The sequence below is a fragment of the Streptomyces sp. NPDC058751 genome (assembly GCF_042746485.1).
In the GTDB taxonomy this organism is placed as follows: domain Bacteria; phylum Actinomycetota; class Actinomycetes; order Streptomycetales; family Streptomycetaceae; genus Streptomyces.
In genome coordinates this window covers 180943-203366 of record NZ_JBHYPZ010000001.1, presented here as the reverse complement: position 1 = coordinate 203366, position 22424 = coordinate 180943, and the positions used below count along the sequence as shown (strand labels likewise).

General features: G+C 68.8%; 20 protein-coding genes, 1 tRNA gene and 1 pseudogene. 9 read left to right on the top strand and 13 right to left on the bottom strand.

Features of this window, described 5'->3' with window-relative positions:
* Positions 1-86 precede the first annotated feature (86 nt).
* The 4 genes from ACFW6B_RS00850 to ACFW6B_RS00835 form a co-directional block, all read right to left on the bottom strand.
* On the bottom strand, positions 87-1493 hold the full coding sequence (locus tag ACFW6B_RS00850; protein WP_386591114.1) for a TQXA domain-containing protein: 1407 nt from the start codon (positions 1491-1493) through the stop codon (positions 87-89).
* A 258-nt stretch (positions 1494-1751) separates the two neighbouring features.
* A complete protein-coding gene (locus ACFW6B_RS00845; RefSeq protein WP_386591113.1) occupies positions 1752-2219 on the bottom strand; it encodes a single-stranded DNA-binding protein in 468 nt (155 codons plus the stop codon).
* A 207-nt stretch (positions 2220-2426) separates the two neighbouring features.
* A complete protein-coding gene (locus ACFW6B_RS00840; protein ID WP_386591112.1) occupies positions 2427-4571 on the bottom strand; it encodes a YfjP family GTPase in 2145 nt (714 codons plus the stop codon).
* A gap of 5 nt (positions 4572-4576) precedes the next feature.
* Positions 4577-6184, bottom strand: a complete 1608-nt coding sequence (locus ACFW6B_RS00835) for a dynamin family protein (protein ID WP_386591111.1) — start codon at positions 6182-6184, stop codon at positions 4577-4579.
* Positions 6185-6494: 310 nt separating this feature from the next.
* On the opposite strand from ACFW6B_RS00835, the gene ACFW6B_RS00830 reads away from it, so the two are divergent.
* Positions 6495-6570, top strand: a tRNA-Arg gene (locus ACFW6B_RS00830).
* A 387-nt stretch (positions 6571-6957) separates the two neighbouring features.
* Complete coding sequence (locus ACFW6B_RS00825; RefSeq protein WP_386591110.1) at positions 6958-7218, top strand: cold-shock protein; 261 nt, start codon at positions 6958-6960, stop codon at positions 7216-7218.
* A gap of 291 nt (positions 7219-7509) precedes the next feature.
* Here the strand turns inward: ACFW6B_RS00825 and ACFW6B_RS00820 are convergent, their stop codons facing one another.
* Together ACFW6B_RS00820 and ACFW6B_RS00815 are read right to left on the bottom strand one after the other, a co-directional pair.
* Positions 7510-9564: a TerD family protein gene (locus tag ACFW6B_RS00820; RefSeq protein WP_386591109.1), complete on the bottom strand. Its 2055-nt coding sequence runs from the start codon at positions 9562-9564 to the stop codon at positions 7510-7512.
* 272 nt (positions 9565-9836) lie between these two features.
* Positions 9837-10130, bottom strand: a complete 294-nt coding sequence (locus ACFW6B_RS00815) for a DUF1876 domain-containing protein (protein WP_386591108.1) — start codon at positions 10128-10130, stop codon at positions 9837-9839.
* A 346-nt stretch (positions 10131-10476) separates the two neighbouring features.
* Between ACFW6B_RS00815 and ACFW6B_RS00810 the strand changes: the two genes are divergently transcribed.
* Entirely contained in the window at positions 10477-10839 is a 363-nt protein-coding gene (locus ACFW6B_RS00810) for a hypothetical protein (RefSeq protein WP_386591107.1), read from the top strand.
* Between the two features lie 264 nt (positions 10840-11103).
* On the opposite strand, the gene ACFW6B_RS00805 is transcribed toward ACFW6B_RS00810, so the two are convergent.
* The 4 genes and pseudogenes from ACFW6B_RS00805 to ACFW6B_RS00790 all read right to left on the bottom strand — a co-directional run.
* A complete protein-coding gene (locus ACFW6B_RS00805; RefSeq protein WP_386591106.1) occupies positions 11104-11730 on the bottom strand; it encodes a hypothetical protein in 627 nt (208 codons plus the stop codon).
* Between the two features lie 343 nt (positions 11731-12073).
* Complete coding sequence (locus ACFW6B_RS00800) at positions 12074-12610, bottom strand: tyrosine-type recombinase/integrase (protein WP_386591105.1); 537 nt, start codon at positions 12608-12610, stop codon at positions 12074-12076.
* Positions 12611-12778, bottom strand: a complete 168-nt coding sequence (locus tag ACFW6B_RS00795) for a hypothetical protein (protein ID WP_386591104.1) — start codon at positions 12776-12778, stop codon at positions 12611-12613.
* Between the two features lie 113 nt (positions 12779-12891).
* Positions 12892-13629, bottom strand: a pseudogene (locus ACFW6B_RS00790) (FtsK/SpoIIIE domain-containing protein); the annotation flags it as partial.
* Between the two features lie 109 nt (positions 13630-13738).
* Between ACFW6B_RS00790 and ACFW6B_RS00785 the strand changes: the two are divergent.
* Positions 13739-14191, top strand: a complete 453-nt coding sequence (locus ACFW6B_RS00785) for a DUF5959 family protein (protein ID WP_386591103.1) — start codon at positions 13739-13741, stop codon at positions 14189-14191.
* Here the strand turns inward: ACFW6B_RS00785 and ACFW6B_RS00780 are convergent.
* Positions 14173-14933 (bottom strand): IS5 family transposase gene (locus tag ACFW6B_RS00780; protein ID WP_386591373.1). Its coding sequence is split into 2 segments (ribosomal slippage): positions 14173-14654 and positions 14654-14933, totalling 762 coding nucleotides; the frame shifts between segments, so codons are not numbered across the junction. The two genes, ACFW6B_RS00785 and ACFW6B_RS00780, sit on opposite strands and share 19 nt — an antisense overlap.
* 173 nt (positions 14934-15106) lie before the next feature.
* Between ACFW6B_RS00780 and ACFW6B_RS00775 the strand changes: the two genes are divergently transcribed.
* Positions 15107-15802, top strand: a complete 696-nt coding sequence (locus ACFW6B_RS00775) for an alpha/beta fold hydrolase (protein ID WP_386591102.1) — start codon at positions 15107-15109, stop codon at positions 15800-15802.
* A gap of 160 nt (positions 15803-15962) precedes the next feature.
* Complete coding sequence (locus ACFW6B_RS00770; protein ID WP_386591101.1) at positions 15963-16526, top strand: DinB family protein; 564 nt, start codon at positions 15963-15965, stop codon at positions 16524-16526.
* A 320-nt stretch (positions 16527-16846) separates the two neighbouring features.
* On the opposite strand, the gene ACFW6B_RS00765 is transcribed toward ACFW6B_RS00770, so the two are convergent.
* Positions 16847-17284: a DUF6228 family protein gene (locus ACFW6B_RS00765; protein WP_386591100.1), complete on the bottom strand. Its 438-nt coding sequence runs from the start codon at positions 17282-17284 to the stop codon at positions 16847-16849.
* A gap of 373 nt (positions 17285-17657) precedes the next feature.
* Here ACFW6B_RS00765 and ACFW6B_RS00760 point away from each other — a divergent pair, with 373 nt between their 5' ends.
* A complete protein-coding gene (locus ACFW6B_RS00760; RefSeq protein WP_386591099.1) occupies positions 17658-17906 on the top strand; it encodes a hypothetical protein in 249 nt (82 codons plus the stop codon).
* Between the two features lie 249 nt (positions 17907-18155).
* Here the strand turns inward: ACFW6B_RS00760 and ACFW6B_RS00755 are convergent, their stop codons facing one another.
* Positions 18156-20846, bottom strand: coding sequence for an ATP/GTP-binding protein (locus ACFW6B_RS00755; RefSeq protein WP_386591098.1), 2691 nt, complete (start codon positions 20844-20846; stop codon positions 18156-18158).
* A 443-nt stretch (positions 20847-21289) separates the two neighbouring features.
* On the opposite strand from ACFW6B_RS00755, the gene ACFW6B_RS00750 reads away from it, so the two are divergent.
* Both ACFW6B_RS00750 and ACFW6B_RS00745 read left to right on the top strand, forming a co-directional pair.
* The gene (locus ACFW6B_RS00750; RefSeq protein ID WP_386591097.1) at positions 21290-21574 is read left to right on the top strand and encodes a hypothetical protein; all 285 of its coding nucleotides are present in this window, start codon (positions 21290-21292) and stop codon (positions 21572-21574) included.
* A gap of 367 nt (positions 21575-21941) precedes the next feature.
* A complete protein-coding gene (locus ACFW6B_RS00745) occupies positions 21942-22331 on the top strand; it encodes a hypothetical protein (protein WP_386591096.1) in 390 nt (129 codons plus the stop codon).
* The last annotated feature ends 93 nt before the right edge of the window (positions 22332-22424 follow it).

Here is a 22424-nt window from a genome sequence, read left to right as displayed (position 1 = left end):
GTCGGCGGGGCGGCCGGTCCCCGGTCACCCCCGGCGTCGCGCGGATCGCCCCGTGAGACGCCGGACCGGATCCGGGCGCCGGTCCGTCAGACCTGCGGCGGCGTCTGCTTCCTGCCGACGAGGACCACCACGGCGCCGCCGACCAGGACCAGGGCGATGGCCGCGCCCGCGATGACCGGGGTCAGTCCGGAGCCGCCGGTCTCGGCGAGGTCGGTGCCCCCGTCGGAGCCTCCCACCGACGCCGGGCTCGGCTCGCTGAGCGTCTGGGCCGCGATGCCGCTCGCGCCGCCCTGGGTCTTGCAGTCCAGCACGCCCTTGAACCGCTTCCCGCCGCCGTCCGCGCCGCCGATCGTGAAGTCGTAGACCTGGTCCTCCTGCAGCGGGATGGTGAGGGTCTCGGACACCCCTGCCGCGACGGTGTGCTCGTCGCCCATCAGCTCGAACGTGAACGCCGCGTCGCCCTTGTTCGCGGCCGTGATGTCCACACCGCCCTTGGCGCAGTTCTTCTGGGCGGCCAGGGCCGTTATCGCGCCCTTCGCCGCCCAGTTCGCGCTCGCCGCGGCGGAGACGGTGGACTCGCTGGAGCCGGCGAGGATCTGTGTCTGGCTGTGGGTCTCGGAGGTGAAGGCACGGCCGACCGGCACGGTCGTCGAGGCCTGCACGGTCAGGGAGGTGGAACCGTCCGCCCCCTCCGCCGGCACGTCGAAGAAGAGCCGGCTGCCGTTCGTCGCGGAGGTGACCGCCCTGCCGTCCTGGTCGACGACCCTCACTCCGCCGGCGGCGATGTCCGTGGGCGGGGTCACCGTCACGCTGCCCGCGTTGGTGTGCACCGTGACCGGGCCGAGCCGCTCACCGGGGCGACCGGACACCGCGGCCGGGGCGAGCGTCAGCGAGACCTCGGGCTCCGCCAGGTCCCGCGCGTTCTTCTCCAGATAGTCCGCGAGCTTCTGTGCCTGCGGGGCCGCGGCGTCCACGTCGGCGCCGTCCGAGTACCGCCAGATCGCCACCTGGGTGCCGGCCGCCGCGTCCTGCTCGGTGAGACCGGTGACACCGGCCTTCCCGGCCAGCGCCGCCAGGTCGTTCACCTGCGGGTAGGAGTTCTCGAGGATCCAGCGGATCCGGCCCGCCTTCGCGTTGCCGCTCAGCGACGTGCCGTTCCAGGAGGTCTCCTGATAGCGGGCGTCCCGCTGGGTCGGGCTGTGGAGATCGACACCGTAGGTCTGCAGCATGCCGCCGTTCTCGACGGACATCTCGAACAGACCGGCCGAGACCCAGGAGTCCTCGCCGTTCTCGTGGATGACCGCCGAGCCGTACGTCTTCAGGTCTCCTATGGTGGCGGTCGCTCCGCCCTGGTTCTGCGGGATCTCGTCGGCGGTGGCCGTACCGGCCGCGGCGATGGTCCCCGCGGTGGCGAGCCCCCACACCAAGGCCGCGGCGGCGAGACGGGCGGCCCCTCGCCCGCGCCCGGACGACAGAGAGAACGCAGAAGACACAGAATTCCCCTTCGCGCAGGACCCTTTGACATGGGGGACGGTCCCGCCGGCAGAATCAGAAGCCCCGATAGCTGTGTTCGGCATCCTAAAGAAGCGCCGCATCGCTCCCCCCGGTCATGTCGTCCGACAACCGATCTGACTCGGAATCGTTATCGCGATCACTTCCGTGAGCTGCGCCTATCGACAAATCCATAAGGGTGTTTCGTCATGTATTTGTCGATAAGCCGCAGTCCGGTCAGATCGTGACGCCCGCTGACATCACGTCACCCCGGCCGGTTCCGGGCGAGGTTGGGGCATGCCCTCCGGCGGGGTGTCCGGGGCCGATTCCCAACTCGGCTCGGGGCGCTGCGTCCCGGCGGGCTCGCCCTCCTTGGACGGGCGCCGGAACGCCGACGTACCGCGGGAGAGGTCGTGGCCGATCGCCACCGCGTCGATGTCCGCCGACGTCCAGCTCTGCCCGTCGCGCGTCTCGGTGCGCACCTTGAGCCTGCCCTGCACGATGACGGGATCACCCACCGACACCGAGGCCCCCACGTTCGTGGCGAGCGCGCGATTGGCCCACACCGTGAAGAAGTTGGTGTGCCCGTCGGTCCACCCGTTCTTCTCCCGGTCCCAGTACCGCGAGGTCACCGCCAGCCGGAACCGCGCCGACGCGCCGTTCGCCAGGTCCCGGTACACGGGCCGTGTCGCCACGTTGCCCACCGCGCACACCATCGTCTCGTTCATCGTGAATCCCTCCCGTACGGATGCGTCTGCCGCGGCGAGCGCATGCGCTGCGATCGCCGCGGGATCAGACTGCCTCCGCAGGGCCGGGCCCGCTGGGCGCTGTGGACCGACGGACGGTTGTGGAGAACCGCGTCACCCGGCCGGGGAACCCGCCCCCGCCGTCACGGCCCCTCCCGCCACCACCTTCTCGCCGTCGCCTTCTCGCCGTCACCTTCCTGCCGTCACCGTCCCCATGACCCGCCCGTACTGCTCCCGCACCTCGCGGTACCGCAGCAGCTCCGCGGCCACGGGATCCAGCACCCGGGCTCTTCCACAGGCGGCGGCCGCGTCGCGCAACCGTCTCTCCGCCTCCATGCCGTAGCGCCTGGCCGGCCCGCGGGCCGCCATTCTGCTGGCCCACTCGACGGCCGGGCCGCCCACGATGCCCGACACCATCAGCAGCACCGGAACCCCGAGGTTCGGAGACATGACCCCGATGATCTGACCCACCAGCCAGAGCCCGCCGACGACCTGGACGATCGTCATCGCGGCCTGCGCCAGCACCGCGACGGGCCACCAGCCCGGCCTCGGCGGCCGTCCCGCCGGTGCCGCCGCGCGCGCCGCCATGTCGTCCAGCGCCTCGGGCAGCCCCTGCGCGCCCCGTACGGCCGCCTCGCGCACCGCCTGCGCCCAGGCGGTGGGAAGCCCGTAGGCGGCCCGGTCGGCGACGGTCCGCACCGCCTGCTCGACGCGCTGGCGGGCGGTGGCCTCCTCGTCCGCGGGAGCGCGTACGGGCAGACGCCCGGTCGGGGGTTCGCGCCGCTCCAGATACCAGCGCCACAGCCGCAGCCAGGGAGTTCCGCAGGCGCGGTTGGCGTTGCGGAGCCAGGCCCGTTCGGCGCCCTCGCCGGTCGCCACGGCGCCGACCGCGTCCGCGAGCCGGTCCGCGAACTCGTCCCGCGCCTCCTCGCTGAGCCCGACCCGCCGTCCCGTCGCGTAGACGGGCCGCAGCCGTGCGGCGGCCGCGTCGAGATCGGCCGAGATCCGCCGCGCGGCGGCACCGCGTTCCGCCACGAACTGGCCGAGACACTCGCGCAGTTCGGGGACCCCGGCTCCGGTGAGGGCGGACAGCGACAGGACGGTCGCACCCGGTTCGCCGTACTCGCCGAGCGCGATGCCGTCCTCGTCGAGCAGCCGCCGCAGGTCGTCGAGCACCTGGTCGGCGGCTTCGCCGGGGAGCCGGTCCACCTGGTTGAGGACCACGAAGGTGACCTCCGCGTGCCCGGCGAGCGGCCGCAGATAGCGTTCGTGGAGGACGGCGTCCGCGTACTTCTCCGGATCCACCACCCAGATGACCGCGTCGACCAGCCCGAGGACCCGGTCCACCTGCGCGCGGTGCTGGACGGCCGCCGAGTCGTGGTCGGGCAGGTCGACCAGGACCAGGCCGCGGAGCTGGGCCTCCGCCTCCGGGCTCTGCAGCGGGCGCCGGCGCAGCCGCCCGGGGATGCCGAGCCGGTCGATGAGGGTCGCCGCGCCGTCGCTCCAGGTGCAGGCGATGGGTGCCGAGGTGGTCGGCCTGCGTACGCCGGTCTCCGAGATCGCCACGCCCGCGAGCGCGTTGAAGAGCTGCGACTTGCCGCTGCCGGTGGCTCCGGCGATGGCGACGACGGTGTGCTCCCCGGAGAGCCTGCGGCGGGCCGCCGCCTCGTCCAGGACCCGGCCCGCCTCGGCGAGCGTTCCGCTGTCGAGACGGGCGCGGGAGAGACCCACCAGCTCGCGGAGCGCGTCCAGGCGCGAGTGCAGCTGTCCGTCGTAGGAGAGGGGGGCGGGCATCGCCGGGACGACGGTCCTGGCCTCCGGCGACGGTGCCTGGTACCGGGCCGGGGCCGCCTCGGCCACGCGCCGCGCGATGAGGCCGTCGTCCCAGACGGGGCCGTCCTCCGCGTGTGCGGGGTCGTCGTCCCCACGCGCGCGGGACTCCGCTCCGGAGGCGTCACGCGAGGCGCCCTGTCCGGCCGGGCCGTCCTCGGGGCGGCTGTTCCCGGTGCTTCCGGCGGCCACGGCGCCCCCGTCACGGTTGTCGCGGTCGGCACGCCTGTTGCCGGAGGCGACAGAAGTGCCAGAAGTGCCAGAGACGCCAGAGGTGCCAGAGGTACTGCTGGTACTGCCGGTGCTCAGGGTGCCTGTGGTGCTTGAGGTGGCCGAGGCGCCCGGGGTGCCCACTTGGGACGGGTCGTTCTCGTGGCCGCCGTCCCTGGAGGGGGCCTCCGCGGGACGGCCGTTCTCCGGACGGCCGTTCCCGGGGCGTCCGTTTCCGGAGCGTCCGTCTCCGGGACGGTCGGCTTGATCCGCGTGGTCAGTGACGGCAGTCACCGCGGTCACCTCTCCTTCTGCAGTACGGACAGCGCGGCGATGAGTTCGGCCTGGGGTTCCGGATGGACGTCGAGCGCTTCGAGGGGTGCGAGCCGGCGTTCACGCTCGGCCTGCAGGGCCTTGTCGACGAGTTCCGTGAGCAGCCGCCCGCTCTTGTCGCGCAGCCGCAACGCGCCGTGGGCCCCGATCCGCTCGGCCAGTTTCTCGCCCGCGCTGCGCGCCCTGCGGCCGCCCAGGAGCGCGGTGGCGACCAGCGCGGCCACCACCGCGGGGTCCGGCGCGACGCTCTTGTCGAGGTCGCGCACCTCGTCCTCGGCGTACTCCTCCAGGACGCGCCGCCAGCGTCGTACGGCCAGGCCGATCCGGTGCTCCGCGCTCTCCAGCGCCGGATCACGGTCCGTCAGTCCCGGCGCGCCGGAAGCCGGTTCACGGCGCCAGGCGTCGTCCACGCGTTCGTCGGCGGCCGTGACGGAGCACAGCAGCAGGGCGGAAAGGCTTTCCACGAGCGCGTCCAGCAGTTCTTCGGCGGTGCAGTCGAGGGGATAGGCGCGCCAGCGCTTGAGGGCGTCCCCGGCGAGCACGGCCCCGGCCTGCAGGCGCCCCTTCGCGCGCGCGTGCTCGCTGTCGTAGGCGCCGTCGACGGCCGCGGTGAGCCGTGTCGCCGCGGCGTACTGCGCGGCGGTGGCACTGGCCAGTTCCGGCATCCGCGCCTTCAGGGAGTCGAGGACGCCGTGGGCCGTACGGGCCATGGCCCCGTGGCGGGATCCCGGGTCCTGGGCCTGGTGCGTGAGCCACGTGCGCAGCGGTGCGACGGCCGTGGCGGGCAGCAGACCGCCGCCCCAGGCGGACTCGGGCAGCTCCGGCACGGTGAAGCGGGGCGCCTCGCCGAGTCCCGCCTTGGCGAGCAGGGCGCCGTACTGCCGCGAGACCTCGGACACCACCTGGTGCGGCACCCGGTCCAGGACCGTCACCAGGGTCGCCTTCTGCTCCTTGGCGGTACGCAGCAGGTGCCAGGGCACGGCGTCGGCGTACCGCGCGGCCGTCGTGACCGTCACCCAGATGTCGGCCGCGCAGATCAGCTCGGCGGCCAGCACCCGGTTCTCGGCCACCAGGGAGTCGATGTCGGGCGCGTCGAGGAGGGCGAGGCCTCGGGGGAGCGTCTCGGCGGTCTCGATCCGCAGCACCCGCTCCCCGCGTTCGGTGAGAGCGGGAAGGTCGTCACCGGATTCGCGGTGGGGCATCCACACGCGCGTGAGCCGGGGCAGCACGCGCATGCCGCTGAACCAGTGATGGTCCTCCGGATGGCACACCAGCACCGGGGTGCGGGTCGTCGGGCGCAGTACGCCCGCCTCGCTGACCTTGCGCCCCACGAGGGAGTTGACGAGGGTCGACTTGCCGGCACCGGTGGACCCTCCGACGACGGCGAGAAGAGGCGCTTCGGGTTCTCTCAACCGGGGCACCAAATAGTCGTCGAGCTGTGCGAGCAGTTCGTCGCGGTTGGCACGCGCGCGTGGAGCCCCCGCCAGGGGCAGCGGAAAGCGTGCGGCGGCGACACGGTCGCGCAGGGCGGAAAGTGTGTCGAGCAGCTGGGGCCGTACGTCCAAGGTCACCACATGCGAAGAATGCCCAATTTTAGAGTCTTTCTGAAGCATATGGGTGCGCCTGCGCGCCGACAGGACACACGGGGCGGAAGGGATGACTGGGGCGCAGGCATAACGAGTGCACAACACCCGATGCGCGAGACGCCAAAAGCGGTGCGCGATTCGTACCCGCCTGCGATTATCAGGACCGCTTCACTGAACCTCCACATCGAGCCACGGAGGCGCAGTATGAGGGGCGGGGACGCGGGAGCCCTATCCTTGTCCCCGGCAAGGTCACGGATCCGCCCACACCCGGGCACCAGGACACAGGCCGGTACACCCGGCCCCCGTAGCTCAGTGGATAGAGCAGGCGCCTTCTAAGCGCTTGGCCGCAGGTTCGAGTCCTGCCGGGGGCGCCAGTCTCCGCCCTCCCCTTCGGGAGGGCTTTTTGCTGGTCGGAGCATGTCTCAGTCGATACGGCGAGGCCCCGAACGCTTCCCGACGATCAAGGGAAGGGTCCGGGGCCGTCCGGTCGTCACCGGGTTTTCGCGGGTGGTCCTGTCGAATGCGTGTCGAAGTTCGGGCGGGGAGCCTCAGCCCGCGCCGGGTGGCTCGGGAAGGTCTCCCGCGGCTTCGAGGCGCCTTTTCAAGTCAGGGAGCTGTCCCTCGACGCGTAGGTCTGTGCCGTCGCTGGTACATCTTTCGAGCGGCCCGGCCGACCGGGCCGCAGCGCTTCTCACGGAGGACCGTGCCGGCCTGAGCGGACAAACCTGTTGGATCTTGTGGGTTGGACGAGGGGGAGACGAATGAGCAGCCGCAGAGGGACCCGCAAGGCCACCGCAGTCGTGACTGCGACTGTGCGTGAGTGGAGGGACGAGGAGGGCTGGGGCGTCCTCGACTCGCCCGAGACCCCCGGAGGGTGCTTCGGCCACTACTCCGACATCCAGGCGCCCGGCTTTCGCACGCTGTCACCAGGGCAACAGGTCGATCTCACCTGGGAAGCGCCCGGCTTCAAGCAGGACGGGTACGACTACCGCGCGGTGAGCATCGTTCCCCGCCCCGTCTGACATCCACGGCTGACATCAACGAGCCCGGACGGTGGCATACGCCGGCGCCCGCGCGACCACTGGACCAGTCGACAGCGGCGCCAGGGGAGGGTGTCGACCCCGAGGTCTACCGGCGGCCGCAGCGAACCCCGGGCCCTGTCGAACGCGTGTCGAGGGACGGCCGATGAGGAGTCGGGGCGGCTCGGGGGACCTCCGGTGGCTTCGAGGCACCTTTTCGAGTCAGGGAGCCACCCCGACAGCCACCGTGCCGGCTCCGGCGGCTGTCGGACCCGGCACGGTGGCCGCTGGGTCTCAGCCCGCCGTCGCCCCGCTCCTGGAGGGGGTCCCGCGAGGTGTCGTACCGTCCAGGTGGACCACCACGCCGGTGTAGAAGCGGTGCACCGCGTCGTCGACGCTGCGGATGAAGCCGGACTCCGCGTTCCCGCGCGTGCTTCCCATGCTCTTGAGGAGGGACAGCCGGAAGCCGGTGATCTGGGTGGTGGACTCCTTGGGCAGCATGTCGCCCGGCTCGGGGCGGAGGCGTTCGAGCGTTCCCCGGGGGCCGGCCGCGTCTCCCTCGACGAGGGTCTCGACATGAAGGTCCGCCGGTGCCTCGGCCAGGCGCCGGACCAGCCGTTTCGCCCACGACAAGGGGTAGCCCTGCTCGGGTGCCGGGATCTCGATCGACGTCCGGAGCTTGCCCGTACGCAGATCCGCGCTGATCGCCAGGACACCGGGCGTGCCCTCGATGCGCAGCTCCGACCGGAGTCGTCCGTCGAGGCAGAACTGATCCGCGAGGCGACCGCGGAGAGCCTGCGGGTCGGTCCCGCGTCTGGTGCGCTGGACCGGCAGCACCTTCTGGCCCAGTTCGCCGCCCAGCCGCAGGCATACCTGGCGGACGAGGCGCTCCCAGCTCTCGACGACCTCCAGTGCGCGCGGGTCTCCCTGGCACAGGGTCTCGTCGTCGATTCCGTTGCGCACGGGCACCCAGGCCGGTCCCATGTTCTGGAAGCCGTGGCATCCGGAGTTCTCGTGCCGCAGGTAGTGCAGCAGTTCCTGGAGGAGCCAGGCATGCGCCGCGTTGCCGACGCCCTCGTGCCTGATCAACAGCTGTGCCTGATGGGCGACTTCCGCCCACGACAGGTGCCACAGGGCCACCTTGTGCTTGCGCCTCTTGTCGATCTTGACCTCGACGAGGGGGCTGCCCTCCAGCGCGACGTCGTTCGACAGCGTGATCACGGCCTCGTAGCCACGGCGCGCGGCGATGTCCATGTACGCCTGGACCTGCTCCGCCTTGAGCGCGCTGCCGTTGGTCTTCGTCTCGACGAGTGCCGTCCACAGCTTTCCGGCCCGTTCGACCCGGATCACTCCGTCGGGGCGACGCGGGGTGTCGCCGTGCGGCAGGGTGACCTCGGTGAAGGTCTCCATGTGACCGGCCGGCGCTCCGAAGGCGGCGGTGAGTCTCCTGCCGAATTCAGGGACCTGGGCCATCACGGAGAGCAGGACCGAGGTCGCACGCGTCTCACGCTCCCGGTCGCTCTTGAGCGCCGACGCGGGGAAGAGCCGCGCGTCCTTCCACGACTCGTTCTCGGCCAGCGTCTTCTTGGCCGCCTTGGGCAGGGTGACCTTCTTCTTGGCCGTACGGGGCCGGGCCGCCGCCTTCCTCGGCCGGCCCTCGTCCTCGGGCCGACGCGGGGAGGGGACCGCCGCCAGGGCCTCTTGCTGCCGGGGTTCACCGGCCGGCGCCGTCGCCGTGGCCGACACCGTCATGTCCGTCCGGTCGTCGCCCTCGGCCTCGTCCGGTGCCTCCTCGGCCGCCGCGTCGTCGTCGATGTCGACCCCGAAGTCCGTGGCCAGGCCGGCGAGACCCGCCTCGTAACCCTGGCCGACGGCGCGGAACTTCCATTCCTCGGCCCGCCTGTACAGCTCGCCGAAGATGATCGCGCTCACCGCGTCGGCGTCGTCGATGGCGAAGCGGAGGAGTTCCTCGCCCCCGCCGTCCGCCAACGCCAGCTGCACGCAGTCCAGTTCCCCGAAGCGGGCGCCCTCGTAACGGCTGGCGGCCAGGACGATGCGATCGACCTCGGAGGACACCGCGGTCAGGTCGAAGCTGATCCGGTCCTCGTTGCCGTCCGCCGTCGGCGTCTTGCCCAGGAGCTGCACGCTTCCGTCCGCGGCGACCGGGTTGTTGTAGAAGTAGAAGTCGGCGTCGCTGCGGACCTTGCCGTTCAGGTCCAGCAGGAGGACGGACACGTCGGCGTCCCCTTCGCCGGTCGAACTCCCCCAGCCCAGGCTGACGATCACCGAATCGATGTTCTCGCTCAGAGCCGCGAGAGAGATGTTCGACCCTTTGACCATTTCACGCATGAAGCCCCCAGAACGATGCAACCCGGTGTGCCGACACCTCCACCCCGTTGCCTGATGCCCGGCGTCGTGCGGTGATCGGTGCGCGGGCGACTGTAGTGCTCATGAGCAATATTTGCAGGAGTCGCGCAGAAACTGTGGGGGAAACGTGGAAGGGCCCTTAAAGTGTGCGCCGTGGTCGGGCCCCGTGCGGGCGAAGGCCCCCGGACGGGGCCAGGGGCCTGTGGTCGGACAGGTCGTGGACGGCCTCGGTCACCCTCGGCAGGCCGCTTCCGTCACCTCAGTGCGTGCGACGTCCTGCCCGAGGCCGCGTCGATCTCGTCGTGGGCCTTGGTCAGCAGCTGCATGGCGAGCTCGTTCAGGGCCCTCGCACCCGCGACCTCCTCGCCGACCCTGGGCTGGTTCGCGTCCGAGGGGTGGCGGCTGGCGTATCCGTGGGCGCGTACCTCGCTGCCGTCGGGGAGCCGCAGCAGGGCGGCCGCACGGGTGCGGTGGTCGTCCTCCTGGAATTCGATCTCGACGTGCCAGCCGACCGTGGTCCGTGCCTGCATCACTGTCGTCTCTGTCATCACGATCACCTCCGAAGCCGCTGCCCCCCGCTGTGGTCCTGAGGAGACTGGTCGAGCCTCCGGAACAAGTGTCCTCCTCGGGCGAGCCGGGCACGAGGCGAGGCGAGCGGGGTGCGAGGCGAGACGGGCGGGCGCGAGGTGGCCCGACCGGTACCGGCGACCGGCATCGACACCTGGCCCCGGCAGACGCGAACCGGGCCGGTCGTTTCCGGATCCGGGCGCACGGTCAAGGGCCGGGGAGGACGGTGTACCCGGCCGGCCATGATCCGCTGGAGCAGTGACGTCGTGTCACACTCGTGCGCACCTCGGTAGGTGCAGGTCGAGAGGGGGGACATTGACGGAGGGCGTGAAGGCTGGGCCGGCCTGGAAGTCGGGCCTGGTGTTCGTGGTGGTGGAGGCGGTCTGCATCGCCGTCACCCTGGCGTATCCGGGCTTGATCGTCATGGCGTTCAGCACCGGCTGCATCGCTCCCGGCGAATTGCCGGAAACCTCCCAGGAAGTGTTCGACCCTTTCAGGGTGATCGCCGGCATGGCCCTGGCCCTCATCGGCATGGTTTCGGTCGTGCTCGCCTGCCGGATATCCATGCTGCGGTCAGCGGCGAAGCAGCGGGCGGTCGCGGCCCTGAAAGGGCAGTTGGGGTTGGCTCTCGTGATCATCATGACGTCCATCGCCCTCCACGATCCGCACCGCATGTACCAATGCGGGTGACCTCGACGCACGAAGCTGCCGGCCCTGACGCGACGTGCGGCAAGCGCACCGGAGCGATGCGTCTCTCCCGGTGGGGCTCCGGCGTCGAGGTGCTTCATCCGCCATCGCGTTGAGCGTCCCCGGGCCGTCCGAGGGCGTTCAACGACGATCAACGCTGACAACCGCCGACGGTCGAGTCGCAGGTCACGGCGTTGATCGGTTGTAGGGGCGCAGGTCGGAGACCCGGCCCCGCACTTCTTCGGCCGATGAGATCACGCAGAAGGCTCAGACGTGCATCTGTTCGTCGGCGGCCCGGCGACGGCCGCCGTACGAGGTGACCAATGCGTCAGCGACGGCCGCCGCGTCCGCGTCGGCCACGTCCGCCGGGTACTCCGGCAGAAGGTCGTCCCAGACGGGCACCCATGACCCGTACAGCTGGGCCTGCCCCTCGGGCCGAGCGAAGAACCAGATGTGCAGGTGCGCAGCTCCGTCTCCGATCCGGTAGACGTGGGCTCGGGAGACATGCGGCAGTGCCTGCACGTGGCGGACGATGTGAGTGGTGAGCACCCCGAGTTCGGCGGCCGTCTCGTCGGGCAGGTCCGCCATGTCGTAATGGTCCCGGGGGAACAGCATCAGCACCAAAGGAACGCCCACGCCCGTGATCCGGGCCAGTCGCCAGCGTTCGTTGAACCAGATGCCTTCGTCCCGGGCGCGGCACGGGTCGCAGTTCGTCGGATCCTCGCCGTGCCGTTCCGGCTCGGGCAGAGCGGGCGGGCGCAGCGGCGCGACGCGAAGTCCTTCAGGTTCGAACGGGCTTATCTCCCAGCCGGTCATCCGTCCCAACGGAAGCCGAAGCTCACCGTCCGCGGCCGCGCGTGCGTGGTCGTAGAACTCTTCAGGTCGTAAGGCCATGATCGGAGACTAACGTGGCCCACGGGCGACCCGGCCGTGCCAGGCGTGTGCCGGATTCGTGCGGGGAGCCGCGGATCTCGGCTTCGCAGACGGAACGCGTCTGATCCGCCGCAGCGCAGGTCAGCCCCACCGTTACCGATGGATCACCTGAGCTTCCCGAGCCGACGGCGACCGACAGTGACAGGTTGTCCACAGAGATCGGTGGCGGAACCCCAGGTCAGAGCCCCCAGGCCGAACGGGTTTCCCCCGAGGGCTGGCCGTCAGGCAAGATGGGGTGTTACTTGCCTAACGAGGGCATGGAGCAGCCCCTCACCAGCGGTTTTCCCGTCGATGAGGGGCCGTGTCAGGCGGCTTGGGCCGCCTCTGGGCCGTCGTGGGCGTGACCGGCGGCCCGGTACATCGCGCTGATGGCTTTCCGGGTCCTGGTCTCACTGCTCGGCATCAGGTGCGTGTACACGCGGAGCGTGAAGCCCGGGTCACTGTGGCCGAGGTAGAGGCTCAGTGCCTTGATGTTCTCCCCTGCGTCCAGGAGTACCGAGGCGTAGAAGTGCCTCAGGGCGTGCATCCCGTGCTCGCGAGCCGCCGCGTATAGCTGGCCCTTCTCGGGGGCCGGGATGAGGCCGGCCGAGGCAAGCGCGGGCTTCCACAGCTCATCATTGAAACCGTTGCTCCAGAGGGCCGTGCCGATACCGCTCGTGAAGAGGAGCCTGTGCGTCACCTTGGGCCCGGTCGGCGTCACCCACGGCAAGGTCACCTCGACCGGCGGGAAGCGCCTCATGTGCTCGGTCAGCGCCGCGGACACCTCGGGATCGAGCGGAACGTTTTGGAGCTTGCCCCGCTTCGGGGGAGCGAAGACGAGGGAGCCGCGGACCTTCTTCACCTACTGCCGCACGTACAGCCAGCCAAGGTCTCCGATGCTGTCGACCGAGAGCCCGAAGATTTCGCCCTGGCGAAGGCCGCACCCTGCGCCGACGTCCGTCACGGCCTGGTAGCGCTCGGGCAGTCCCGCACGTACGGCGAAGACCTGCGAGGCCGACCAGGGACGCACGCGTGACGGCGCGGGACGAGGTGCCTTGACCGATCGAGCTCGGCAAGGATTCGAGGCCAGCAGGCGGTCATCCACGGCCGCGGTGAGCACGGAGGAGACCGCATCGAAGATCAGACGCCGATCAGCCGGAACCGTTCCTCCATCTCCTCCAGGAGGACGTCCAGGAGTTCGTTCGCACGGTCCGAGGTATCGGCGAGCGCGGACAACCGGGGCGCGAACGGCGCCAGTTCGACACCCCACTTGCAGTCGATGCCGACGAGGACGACCCGTTGCCGGGCCAGGCCGCACAGCAGGTTGCGCAGGTAGACGGACTTGCCGGACTGGGTGGCGCCGAGGATCAGTTCGTGCGGCACGGTGCGGAAGTCCCGTACGTGCCAGCTCCCGTCGTCCCGCAGGGCGAGAGGCAGGGTCAGCGGTCCGCCGGAGAGCCGGCGCCGGGCGGGACGCACGTCGGCGAGTACGTCCCATCCGATGAGCCGCAGTTCGAGGCGTCCCGGCTTGGTCGGCCGGATGTGGACGGCTTGCGCCGCCCAGGCGTGGCGCAACCGGTCGGCGGAGGCGGCGAAGTCCTCCGGAGCCTGCCCGGTCGCCATGCGCAGTCGCATCACGAGTCCCGAGCCGGTGGGCAGGGGAAGCGACCGGCGCGGCGGTACGGGGGACGCCTCCCGCCCCATCATCCGGGCCGTCGCTCGCCGCACGGCCGAGGCCGGGACGGTCAGGCCGCACGCGTCCATGGTGGCGTGATAGGTGGTCAGCACGCGCAGCGCGACGACCGGATAGCCGATGAGCCACCAGAAGACGACCGGTAACCGGTGCCGCAGCACCTGCAAGATCACGGCCAAGGCCACCAGCCCTAAGAACTCCTAACGGAATGAAGCTGGAACAATCCGTTTGTGGACGAAGCTCTGGTTCAGCAGCATGAGCCCTGGCCGGTGGAGGAAGACGGAACAGGGGTGCGCGGTGGAACTGATCAGCCTCTCGGATGGCGACAACGGCTTCCGGGTACGTGTGCTGGGACGTCGGTCGCCGGGTGTGTTGCATCTTCACGACCAGCTCGACGCAGAGGTCCTGATCACGAGCAGCTTCGTCAGCGGTTGTCTGGCCATGTCCCTGTTTCCTTCCGACCTGGAGGACTGGTCCCGTGCACTGGATCTCCTTGCCGCAGGTCAGGACGTCTGCTGGAAGGACGACGACCACAGCCCTGGGATCAGGATCCAGCCGCACAACGAAGAACATGAGACTCCCGCTGTCCATGTGGAGGATCTGGGCAGTTCGTGTGTCTCCGTGCTTCTTCCCGTCAACCTTGAAGATGGTTGGATCGACGAGCAGCGGAGGCTGCTGGGGCAGGTGTTGAAGGAGTGGCCGAGCGAGGTCCTGCAGTCCTCACCAGGCGTCTATGAGTGGTGGCGCTGAACTGAAGCCAGGCGTCGCCAGCAGATGAGTGTGCATCCGAGAGTGAGGAATGCTTCGTGGATGTCGTCGCGTATCTCCCAGCGGATCCGCAGGCGGCGGAACCAGTGCAGGTGGGCGAATGCGCGTTCCACGACCCAGCGTTGGGTGCCCAGGCCGGAGCCGTGCTCGGTGCCGCGGCGGGCGATCAGCGGTTTCACGCCCAGGTCCCTGACCAGTCGGCGGTACTTGTCGTGGTCGTAGCCGCGGTCGCCCAGCACCACGTCCGGGCGGCGCCGGGGCCGGCCGCGTTTGCCCCGTACAGGCGGCACGGCCTGGAGGAGTGGGATCAGCTGGGTGACGTCGTTGCGGTTGCCGCCGGTCAGGGTGACGGCGAGCGGGATGCCGGTGGCATCGGTGATCAGGTGGTGCTTGCTGCCCGTCCTGCCCCGGTCGACGGGGCTTCGTCCGGTCTTGGCTCCCCCTTTAACGCGCGGATGTGGGAGCCGTCGACCGCCGCCCGGGAGAAGTCCAGGGCGTTTGCGCCACGCAGCTTGGCGAGGAGGACTTCGTGCAGCCGGGGCCACACGCCGGCCTCGGTCCACTCGGCCAGACGGCGCCAGCAGGTCATGCCCGACCCGAAGCCGAGTTCTTGCGGCAGGTGTTCCCAGGCGATCCCGGTGTGCAGCACGAACAGGATGCCCTGGAACACCAGCCGGTCCGGATGCCGCTTGCGTCCTGGATGCTTGGTCCGACGCTCGACCATGGGCAGCAGCGGCTCGATCACCGCCCACAACTCGTCGTCGACTTCCCACGGCTTCGGCCGAGCCACCTCGCACCCCCGGATCAACGGTCCCGGAGTGTTCCAACCACCCCAAAGATCATTTCGTTAGGAGTTCTAAGGACACTTGCGGCAGGAGGAGGGGAGGTGTCAGTTTCATGATCGGCCCTACCGCCCCACGCGAACGGCGCATCACTCGCCCCGATGTGATCCTGCGCGGGGAGGAGGTCGGTGCCGGGCCGACTTTCCTGCTCCTTCACGCCGGTGGCGAACGCCGTCAGGTGTGGAGACCGGTCAGCGAGGTCCTCGTTGATGCCGGGTACCGATGTTTGGCCTTCGACCAGCGAGGCCACGGCAACAGCGAGGGCAGCGCTCGGACACTGTCCGCGTGCGCGGACGACGTCGCCGCGATGGTGCACACCGAGCCACCGGCAAGCGTGGTCGTCGGTGCCTCACTCGGCGGGCTCGCCGCCATCGCCGCTCTCGCGGATCCGGCAGTGCGAGCCAGGGTGGCGGGGCTGGTGCTGGTCGACGTCGTACCCTGCCTTGAGCCCTCCAGGGTTCGCCGCTTCCTCGCTTCTGTCGGCCCGCTCGGCGCCCACACCGTGCTCGTCGAGGACATCCTCGCCCAGGTCCCACGGCTACGGCAGGTCACCGCGGAACTCGACCTGCCCCTCCTGCTCGTCCATGGCGACAACGGCTCGGCGCTCACCGGCGAGGACATCGACCAGTTGCTGCACCTGGCTCCTCACACCACAGTCCGGCCCATCCGCGGCGCCGGGCACCTCATTGCCCGCAACCAACCCGTGGCCTTGGCCCAAGCCGTCATCGCCACCACCACTGCCTGGCGGTAAGCGCGCCGCTGGTTTCCGGTACTCCGCGGAGGAAGGGCGACGTCGTCGCAGCCGAGGCCACGGGTCTGGTTGAGTCCGTCGACGACATGTGCCCGACCAACGCTCAACTCGCCAAGTGAACTGCTCAGTCACAGGTCTCCGTTGTATGTAGCGTGCGGAAATGACAAGAGGCGAGCGGCTCGGGGAGCAGCTGGACTGGCACTGGCGCACGAACCTGCGGCCACGGCTGGACGGTCTTACCGATGAGGAGTACTTCTGGGAGCCGGTGCGCGGCTGCTGGAGCGTCCGCCCGCGTGGCACGTCGGCCGCACCGATGTCGGAAGGTTCGGGGGCGTGGACGGTGGACTTCGCGTCCCCTGGTCCAGTGTCGGCGCCGGTGACCACGATTGCCTGGCGGCTGGCACACATCATCGTCTCGTGCCTGGGCTATCGGGTCGGATGGTACTTCGGCGGCCAGGACGTCGACTCCCAGACATTCGCCTACGCGGGGACAGCTGACGAGGCGCTGAAACAGCTCGATGAGATGTACGGGAGATGGAACGAGGGGGTCCGCGCGCTCTCGGACGCCGACCTGGAGAATCCGCCCACAGTGGGTCCCGAGCGGTTTCCCATGGAGAACAGGGTCCTGCACGTCAATAGGGAACTGATCCATCACGGCGCTGAGATTTCCCTGCTGCGCGACCTCTACCGCTGGCAGGACGGAGCCATACCGCACCGAATGTGACTTTTCGATAACCGGCGATCGAGCTTCGGAATCCTACGTGGACTCCGTGACGCTCCGTGGCTTCGAGCTTCATTGGTCTTGGTCAGAGCGTCAAGCGGCGACTGATGTCTGACATCAATGGCTGACACCAACAGCGGCGAACGACTGCGGATCAGTGCGGACCTGAACGGCCGATCTAAGGGCACGGAGCGACTTCAATGCAGGCCCGGGAGCCCCAAAGGATCGACCTGATAAGGATGAGGCCACAGGTTCAAGCCCGTGGCCGTTGCGGGGCTGGCCGCTCTTCATGGATGGTACGCACCAACCTGGGACTCTTTCTGTTACTTGGCGATGCTCGCAATGAACGTATGGATGTCGGCGGCGAGGTTGCGCATGTCCTCGCCAGCCGCGTGCGCCGTGATGGTTTCGAAGTGCCATTCCTCAGAGGGCGCCCGATCGTGGATGCCCCAGGTCAGTTGGACGTGGCTACCACGGTGCTCGGCTGAGAGGGTCAGGTCATGGCAGAGGGAGTGCCAGATACGTGCACCTTCCCAGCCCCGGAAGTCTTCGGCAAGCGAGGCGAAGAAGGTGTCGAGGCCGTCGCCATCCCAGGTCTCCACCGAAGTCTCAACACTTCCCCAGGGCCCGCAGGCTCTGATGAGGAAGTCGAGCGTTGGTTCATCCTCGAACGGGCGTGCTGGCTCCGACAACAGCAGGCGGACGGGACCGGGGTCCCCCACCTGAACGGTTGGGCGTCCGGAATCGTCGTAGTCGATCACGCGAACAGGTTAGAAGACCGGGCTGGCGGGCAGCCACCACACTTGGACGAGCACCGGCTGTACAGCAGCGAAGTACAGCAACCGCAACGACCAGTCTCGTGCTTTGGCCGCTGCACTGGACCGCTGCACGTCCGATACGACCGTCCGTGACCGATCCACATAGAGCTACGGATCAGAAGGTCGTGTGCCACAGCCGTGCCACATCGTGCGGTCAACCACGGTCAACTACGGTTCGCCACAGTCGAGTTGCGCCGTACACCTGGGTAGCGGCTACAACCGAAGCGACCTGGGGAAGTGCGTCGCCGACCACGTCCGCCCTTACAAGACGGTGCTCACCAGGTCTCAGGGTTGGTGCACAAGTAGGGTCCCAGGGATGACGAGTTCTCTTGAGCATGTTGACAGCAGAGAGGCCCTGGCCGCCTTCGTTCGCTCGTTGCAGCGCAGCCACGCCGAGGACGGAAGCTCATGGGAGAACGCGGATCTCCCGAGCTTCTTGGAAGCCTTGGCGGCATGGATCGATGACGCCGACGGCTGGTACAGCAACGCCGGCCGCGAGCTGCCAGCCAGTGGCGACTGGACGTTCTTCGCACGAGCTCTGCAGGCCGCGACCATCTATGAGTAATCCGCGCTGTGTCGAATGCCTGTCAAAGTCGCGTGGTAAACCGTTGTTGATGCTGGTGACCGCTCAGGCCAGGAAGCTGTCGCGGGTGCACGGGCCAGGCGCCTTCTAAGCACTCGCCCGCTGCGGCATCCTTCCCACCCGCCCCACAGGGCAAGTCAAGATGTCACCCGATCGTGCAGCAGACTCCAGAACTACTGTTTCGTGCACTCCAATTGAGGCGTCCAGCAGCTTTCGAGCCGCACCGACTGGTTACGGCGTTCCGGTGGCCGACCGTGACGCGAGGAGAGCGCGTCGGTCGATGACCATGCTGCGCCAGCGTTGGCGTACTGTCCGCTGCTCGTCGAGCCACCGTGCGCGGGAGGGGCTGTCGAGCGGGAGGTCGGCCATGAAGTGGGCGATGTCGACGTAGTAGGCGTAGTAGCCCTCACGGGTCAGCTCACGGAGTCGGCTGATGCTGGAGGCGACGCCCGCCTGGCCGTCGCGGATGGCGTGATGGAAGGCGCGTGCCAACTCGAGCTTGGCCTGGACGAAGAGCAGCCCCGACGTACTGATCTCGGCGGCCAGTACCTGCGCCCGGTCCTCGACTCCCATATCCGTGCCGGCGTCGCGCAGGAGCGCTGCGATCCGTACGTCCAGGGTCGCAGCGCGCAGGTCGACCCGGGACAGGAGATGTTCACCGAGGTCGATCTCATCATCGGTGGTGGGGTCGGTCGTGAAGGAGAGGGTGAAGGCCCGCATGGCCTGTGACATGGCCGCCTCCCCGTTCTTGCCGTGCTCCTCGCCTTCTACGCGGGCTGCCCCGAAAGCCTCTGCAGCCGAGGCCATGTCGCCCTGTACCCACCGCACGTCGCCCACGACGCGGTGGTGCCGGCCTGCCCAGCCCAAGTGTTCGGCGGCTTCAAGAGCGGTGGGGAAATCACCAGCGAGCCGGGAGAGATGAGCGAGCCCACGGCGGGCATTCGCCGCGAGACGTCCCCCACCTGCGGCGACCACCTGCATCCCTTGGCGGGATCCCTCGGTGTGCCCGAGGTCGCGCTGCGCCTTGGCCCGGTAGTAGATGGCGACCTCGTGCAGTTCCGCAGGCAGCAGCCCGGTGTCAGCAACTGCGACCAGGCGCTCCACTGTGCGGGCGCGGTTCTCGTGCTGCCTGCGGGCGAGCGCACTGAGCAACTCCACCAGCACGTCGGCGGCTGTGGCTGTGACGCCCTCCGCTTCGGAGCTGGCGGCCAAGTCGAGTGGCTCCCATACGGAGTCGCCGATGTACGTCCAGGCGGCCTCGATGAGCCAGCCAAGGTCGAGACGGTAGTCGCGGGCGATGGCCAGTCCCTGGCGCAAGCAGCCCACGAGCAGTAGGCGATCGCGGTCCGAGCCCCTGCTCCACTGCTCTCCGAGGGCGGCGAGGGCCCGGACGGCAGCCTGCTGCCAGTCGGCCGGAGACCACCGGTCGTCGGTCTGGTCGTCGGCGCCCCGGATCGTCGCGCGGATGAGGGCATGGAGGTGGAAGGGCCACAGGCCGAACGGCGTCTCTCGCACGAAGGGACGCTCGACAAGCCGCAGCGCCGGCGCTTCTTGGGGCAGACCTGCGGCCCGGGTCGCCAGGGCGACGTCGAAGGAGGAGAAGAGGCTGGCGGAGCGCAGGACCTGACGCTCGGGGGCGGTGAGGTCGGAGAGAGTTCGGGCGATCAGCGCGGGAAAGTCGTGGTCAAAGTCGGTCGGCTGTGGGGTGTGCCCGCTGCGTCGGAGCTCCAGAAACCTCATCACGGAGAGGTCCAGGTACAACGGCAGGCCGTGCGAGCGCTGCCCGATCACCCTGCGAATGGCATCGCCGATCAGGGGGTGGCCGTTTACGGAGAGACGGCGGGCGAGGTAGTCGTCGCAGTCCTCGAAGGAGAAGTCGCCGATCAGCATCTGCCGTTCACGGCCGGGGGCGGGGAACTCCGTACGGGTCTGGGGGATGTCGTGAGCGACCAGGCCGGACCAGGCGGCGGGGCCGGTGAAGTCGAGCTGGCCCTGAAGGGCTTCGTCGGCCCACTGCAAGCGGGAGCGGCCGGTGATGACGAAGAAGGCATTCGGCATCAGCCACACCAGGCGCTGCAGGAGGCGTTCAAAGTCCCGGTGGGTGCGGTCCCCGATCTCCTCGAAGGCATCCAGCAAGATCACCGGAGTGACCTTCTTCGCGGTGGGTAGCCGGGCAAGCTCCCAGGCGAGCAGGTGTGGGTAGTAGGACAGGGAGTCCAGATCCGGTTCGCTCTCCAGGAGATCAGCCAGGCGTACGCAGCCAGCGAGCGCCCGCACGGTCTGCCGACGCTCGCGCAGCGCTCCGACGAGCGCCCCGGTCACCTGCCCGATCGCAGAGCCCACCGTGCCCGGCAGCAGTAGGGCCTGGGCGACGTCGGCGAGCGCGGACTGCATCTGCTGCGGCAACGCCTTGCCGAACCGGGCGGTCAGGCCGCCGCGGTTGAGGAAGTCCTCCAGCGGATCCCCTGGATGCTGATGCTCCCAGTAACGGCGTAACGCCACGTCGAAAGCAGGCAGAGGCCGGCCGATCGCGGCCAGCGCGAGGCGCACGCTGAGCACGACCTTCTCGAAGTCGGGATTCGCGGAGCGCGCGAGATCGATCCGTACGGGCAGGATCCGCACTCCGCCCCATGCGGGGGCACTCCACTGGGCGGGGCGCTGCCCCGGATCAGAGAGGGACGCCTCGAACTTCCGCGACAGCGTGGACTTCCCGATGCCACCGATCCCATGGAAAACCACCACGTTGTCTCGGGCGGCTTCCAGGTCATCCGGAGCGAAGGCAGGACTGTTGACATGCCGCAGATGCTCGGCGAGCGCGGCTACCACGAACCCCCACTGCGCCTGCCGGTTCGTGAACGCCTCCGCAGCCCCAAGCGTGCGGTCGTTCGTACTGAACAGCGCGCGCAGATCCCGATCTGCCATACCAGCCCCCACCAATGATCACCTGGCCGCCAACCTATGACCGCCCCAGTCCTGTTGGGGCAGCATTCCCGAAGACGGCTGCGCCCGCACCAGTGCGTACTGGCACCAGGCATGAGCAGGGCGGGGCCACCGGTAGACAGCCAGGCAAACTTGCTTGCGCAATGCAGCTCCCAGCTGGGGCTTCGAGGTAAACCCAGGCACAGTGCCCCTCGCTGGGAGAATTCCGGGAGATGATCTTCCTCCAGAGACCAACCGTGACCCCGCCACACCACCTCAGACCGATGCCCTGACCTGCATATTTACAAGATCCGCAGGTATCGATCTTGCTCAAACTTCATTCGGGATGAAGAGGCCATTGCCGAGAGCCGTAGTTGGAGAACGTGTTGATCTCCGGCTGCGGTTGCACCAGGGGCATGGCTGGCTGAGGCAGCTAAGTTGAGACTGTGGAAGAAGTGGACACGATCACCATCAGACTCACGCGCGATCAAGCATTCGTACTGTCTGACTGGCTCTACCAGGTGATGTTCAAGTCGGACGACCTTGCGGGGATCATCCGCGACCGAGCCGTCTGGTCACCGGTCTATGCGATCTCAGGCACGCTGGACAAGACGCTGAGCGAGCTCTTCATGCCCGACTACGGCGCACGACTCGAAGCAGCCAAAGCTCGTCTCCGCGGCGACCTGTATGGCGGGGACAGTGAGCCGACGTCGCCAGACGAGGGCGACTGAGACAGGCGACCGAAGCCCCCGCCAGCTGCCGCACCACTTGCGCACCAGATCGGGCGGGGAACCGCGGGGACTCACGGTAAAGAGAGCTCGGTCCGGGAGGGCCATGTTCTGAACGTTCGCCCAGGTCAGTAGTCGAACCGACCGCAAGTGACCGCAGCTTCCCAAGCTGAGATCTTCAGCGCCTGGGACCACTTCCTTCTTTACAGCACGCAACAGCGTGTGCTCAGTACGGTATATGGACTGGACTGCACCTCTGAGTGCCATAGCTGGCGCACTCGCTGGCATCGTCGCGACGTTCGTTGTGGACCGAGACCGCTGGAGGCGTGCCCAACGAGCAGACTCGCAGACTGTTCTGCGCGAGGCCTTCGTGACCTATCTCGCTCACTTGGCCCGCTCGACAGAGAGCATGCGCTTCGCCTCAGAAGCTGCGTATGACACCCCTGATGATCGCAGGCGTGCAATCCGTGCCGCTTTCTCAGAGTCCGGTCTGTTCGAGCAACGGTTTAGCCTGACGATGCTTGCCCCGCCTCGCGTGGTCGAGCTGGGCGTCGAGGCGTTCCGTACCGTTCGAACTCTGCGCGATCTACTCGCGGATGGCGCTTACGTTACGGATGGCACCTTTCAGACCGCACAGCACACCTATTACAAGGCCGTTCAGGCCACCGCATCCGCCATGCGCCAAGAACTAGGCATCCCTGAGTTGCCCTTCGATCCCTTGGCGCCCAGCCACGACACGCGCACTCGGCAGCACCCCTGAGCACCACTCCACGACGTGTCCCTGTGAGAGGAACACGGCTTTCGGGCAGCTCGGCACGGGCCGGGCCCAGTCTCAGTTTCCGTCTTATTCAGC

Excerpts from the sequence above, each read along its gene's own strand:
- ACFW6B_RS00825 (WP_386591110.1), top strand. The coding sequence starts at position 6,958 with ATGAGCAGCCGCAGAGGGACCCGCAAGGCCACCGCAGTCGTGACTGCG.
- ACFW6B_RS00815 (WP_386591108.1), bottom strand. The coding sequence starts at position 10,130 with ATGACAGAGACGACAGTGATGCAGGCACGGACCACGGTCGGCTGGCAC.
- ACFW6B_RS00770 (WP_386591101.1), top strand. The coding sequence starts at position 15,963 with ATGACAAGAGGCGAGCGGCTCGGGGAGCAGCTGGACTGGCACTGGCGC.
- ACFW6B_RS00845 (WP_386591113.1), bottom strand. The coding sequence starts at position 2,219 with ATGAACGAGACGATGGTGTGCGCGGTGGGCAACGTGGCGACACGGCCC.
- ACFW6B_RS00805 (WP_386591106.1), bottom strand. The coding sequence starts at position 11,730 with ATGGCCTTACGACCTGAAGAGTTCTACGACCACGCACGCGCGGCCGCG.
- ACFW6B_RS00775 (WP_386591102.1), top strand. The coding sequence starts at position 15,107 with ATGATCGGCCCTACCGCCCCACGCGAACGGCGCATCACTCGCCCCGAT.
- ACFW6B_RS00820 (WP_386591109.1), bottom strand. The coding sequence starts at position 9,564 with ATGCGTGAAATGGTCAAAGGGTCGAACATCTCTCTCGCGGCTCTGAGC.
- ACFW6B_RS00755 (WP_386591098.1), bottom strand. The coding sequence starts at position 20,846 with ATGGCAGATCGGGATCTGCGCGCGCTGTTCAGTACGAACGACCGCACG.
- ACFW6B_RS00760 (WP_386591099.1), top strand. The coding sequence starts at position 17,658 with ATGACGAGTTCTCTTGAGCATGTTGACAGCAGAGAGGCCCTGGCCGCC.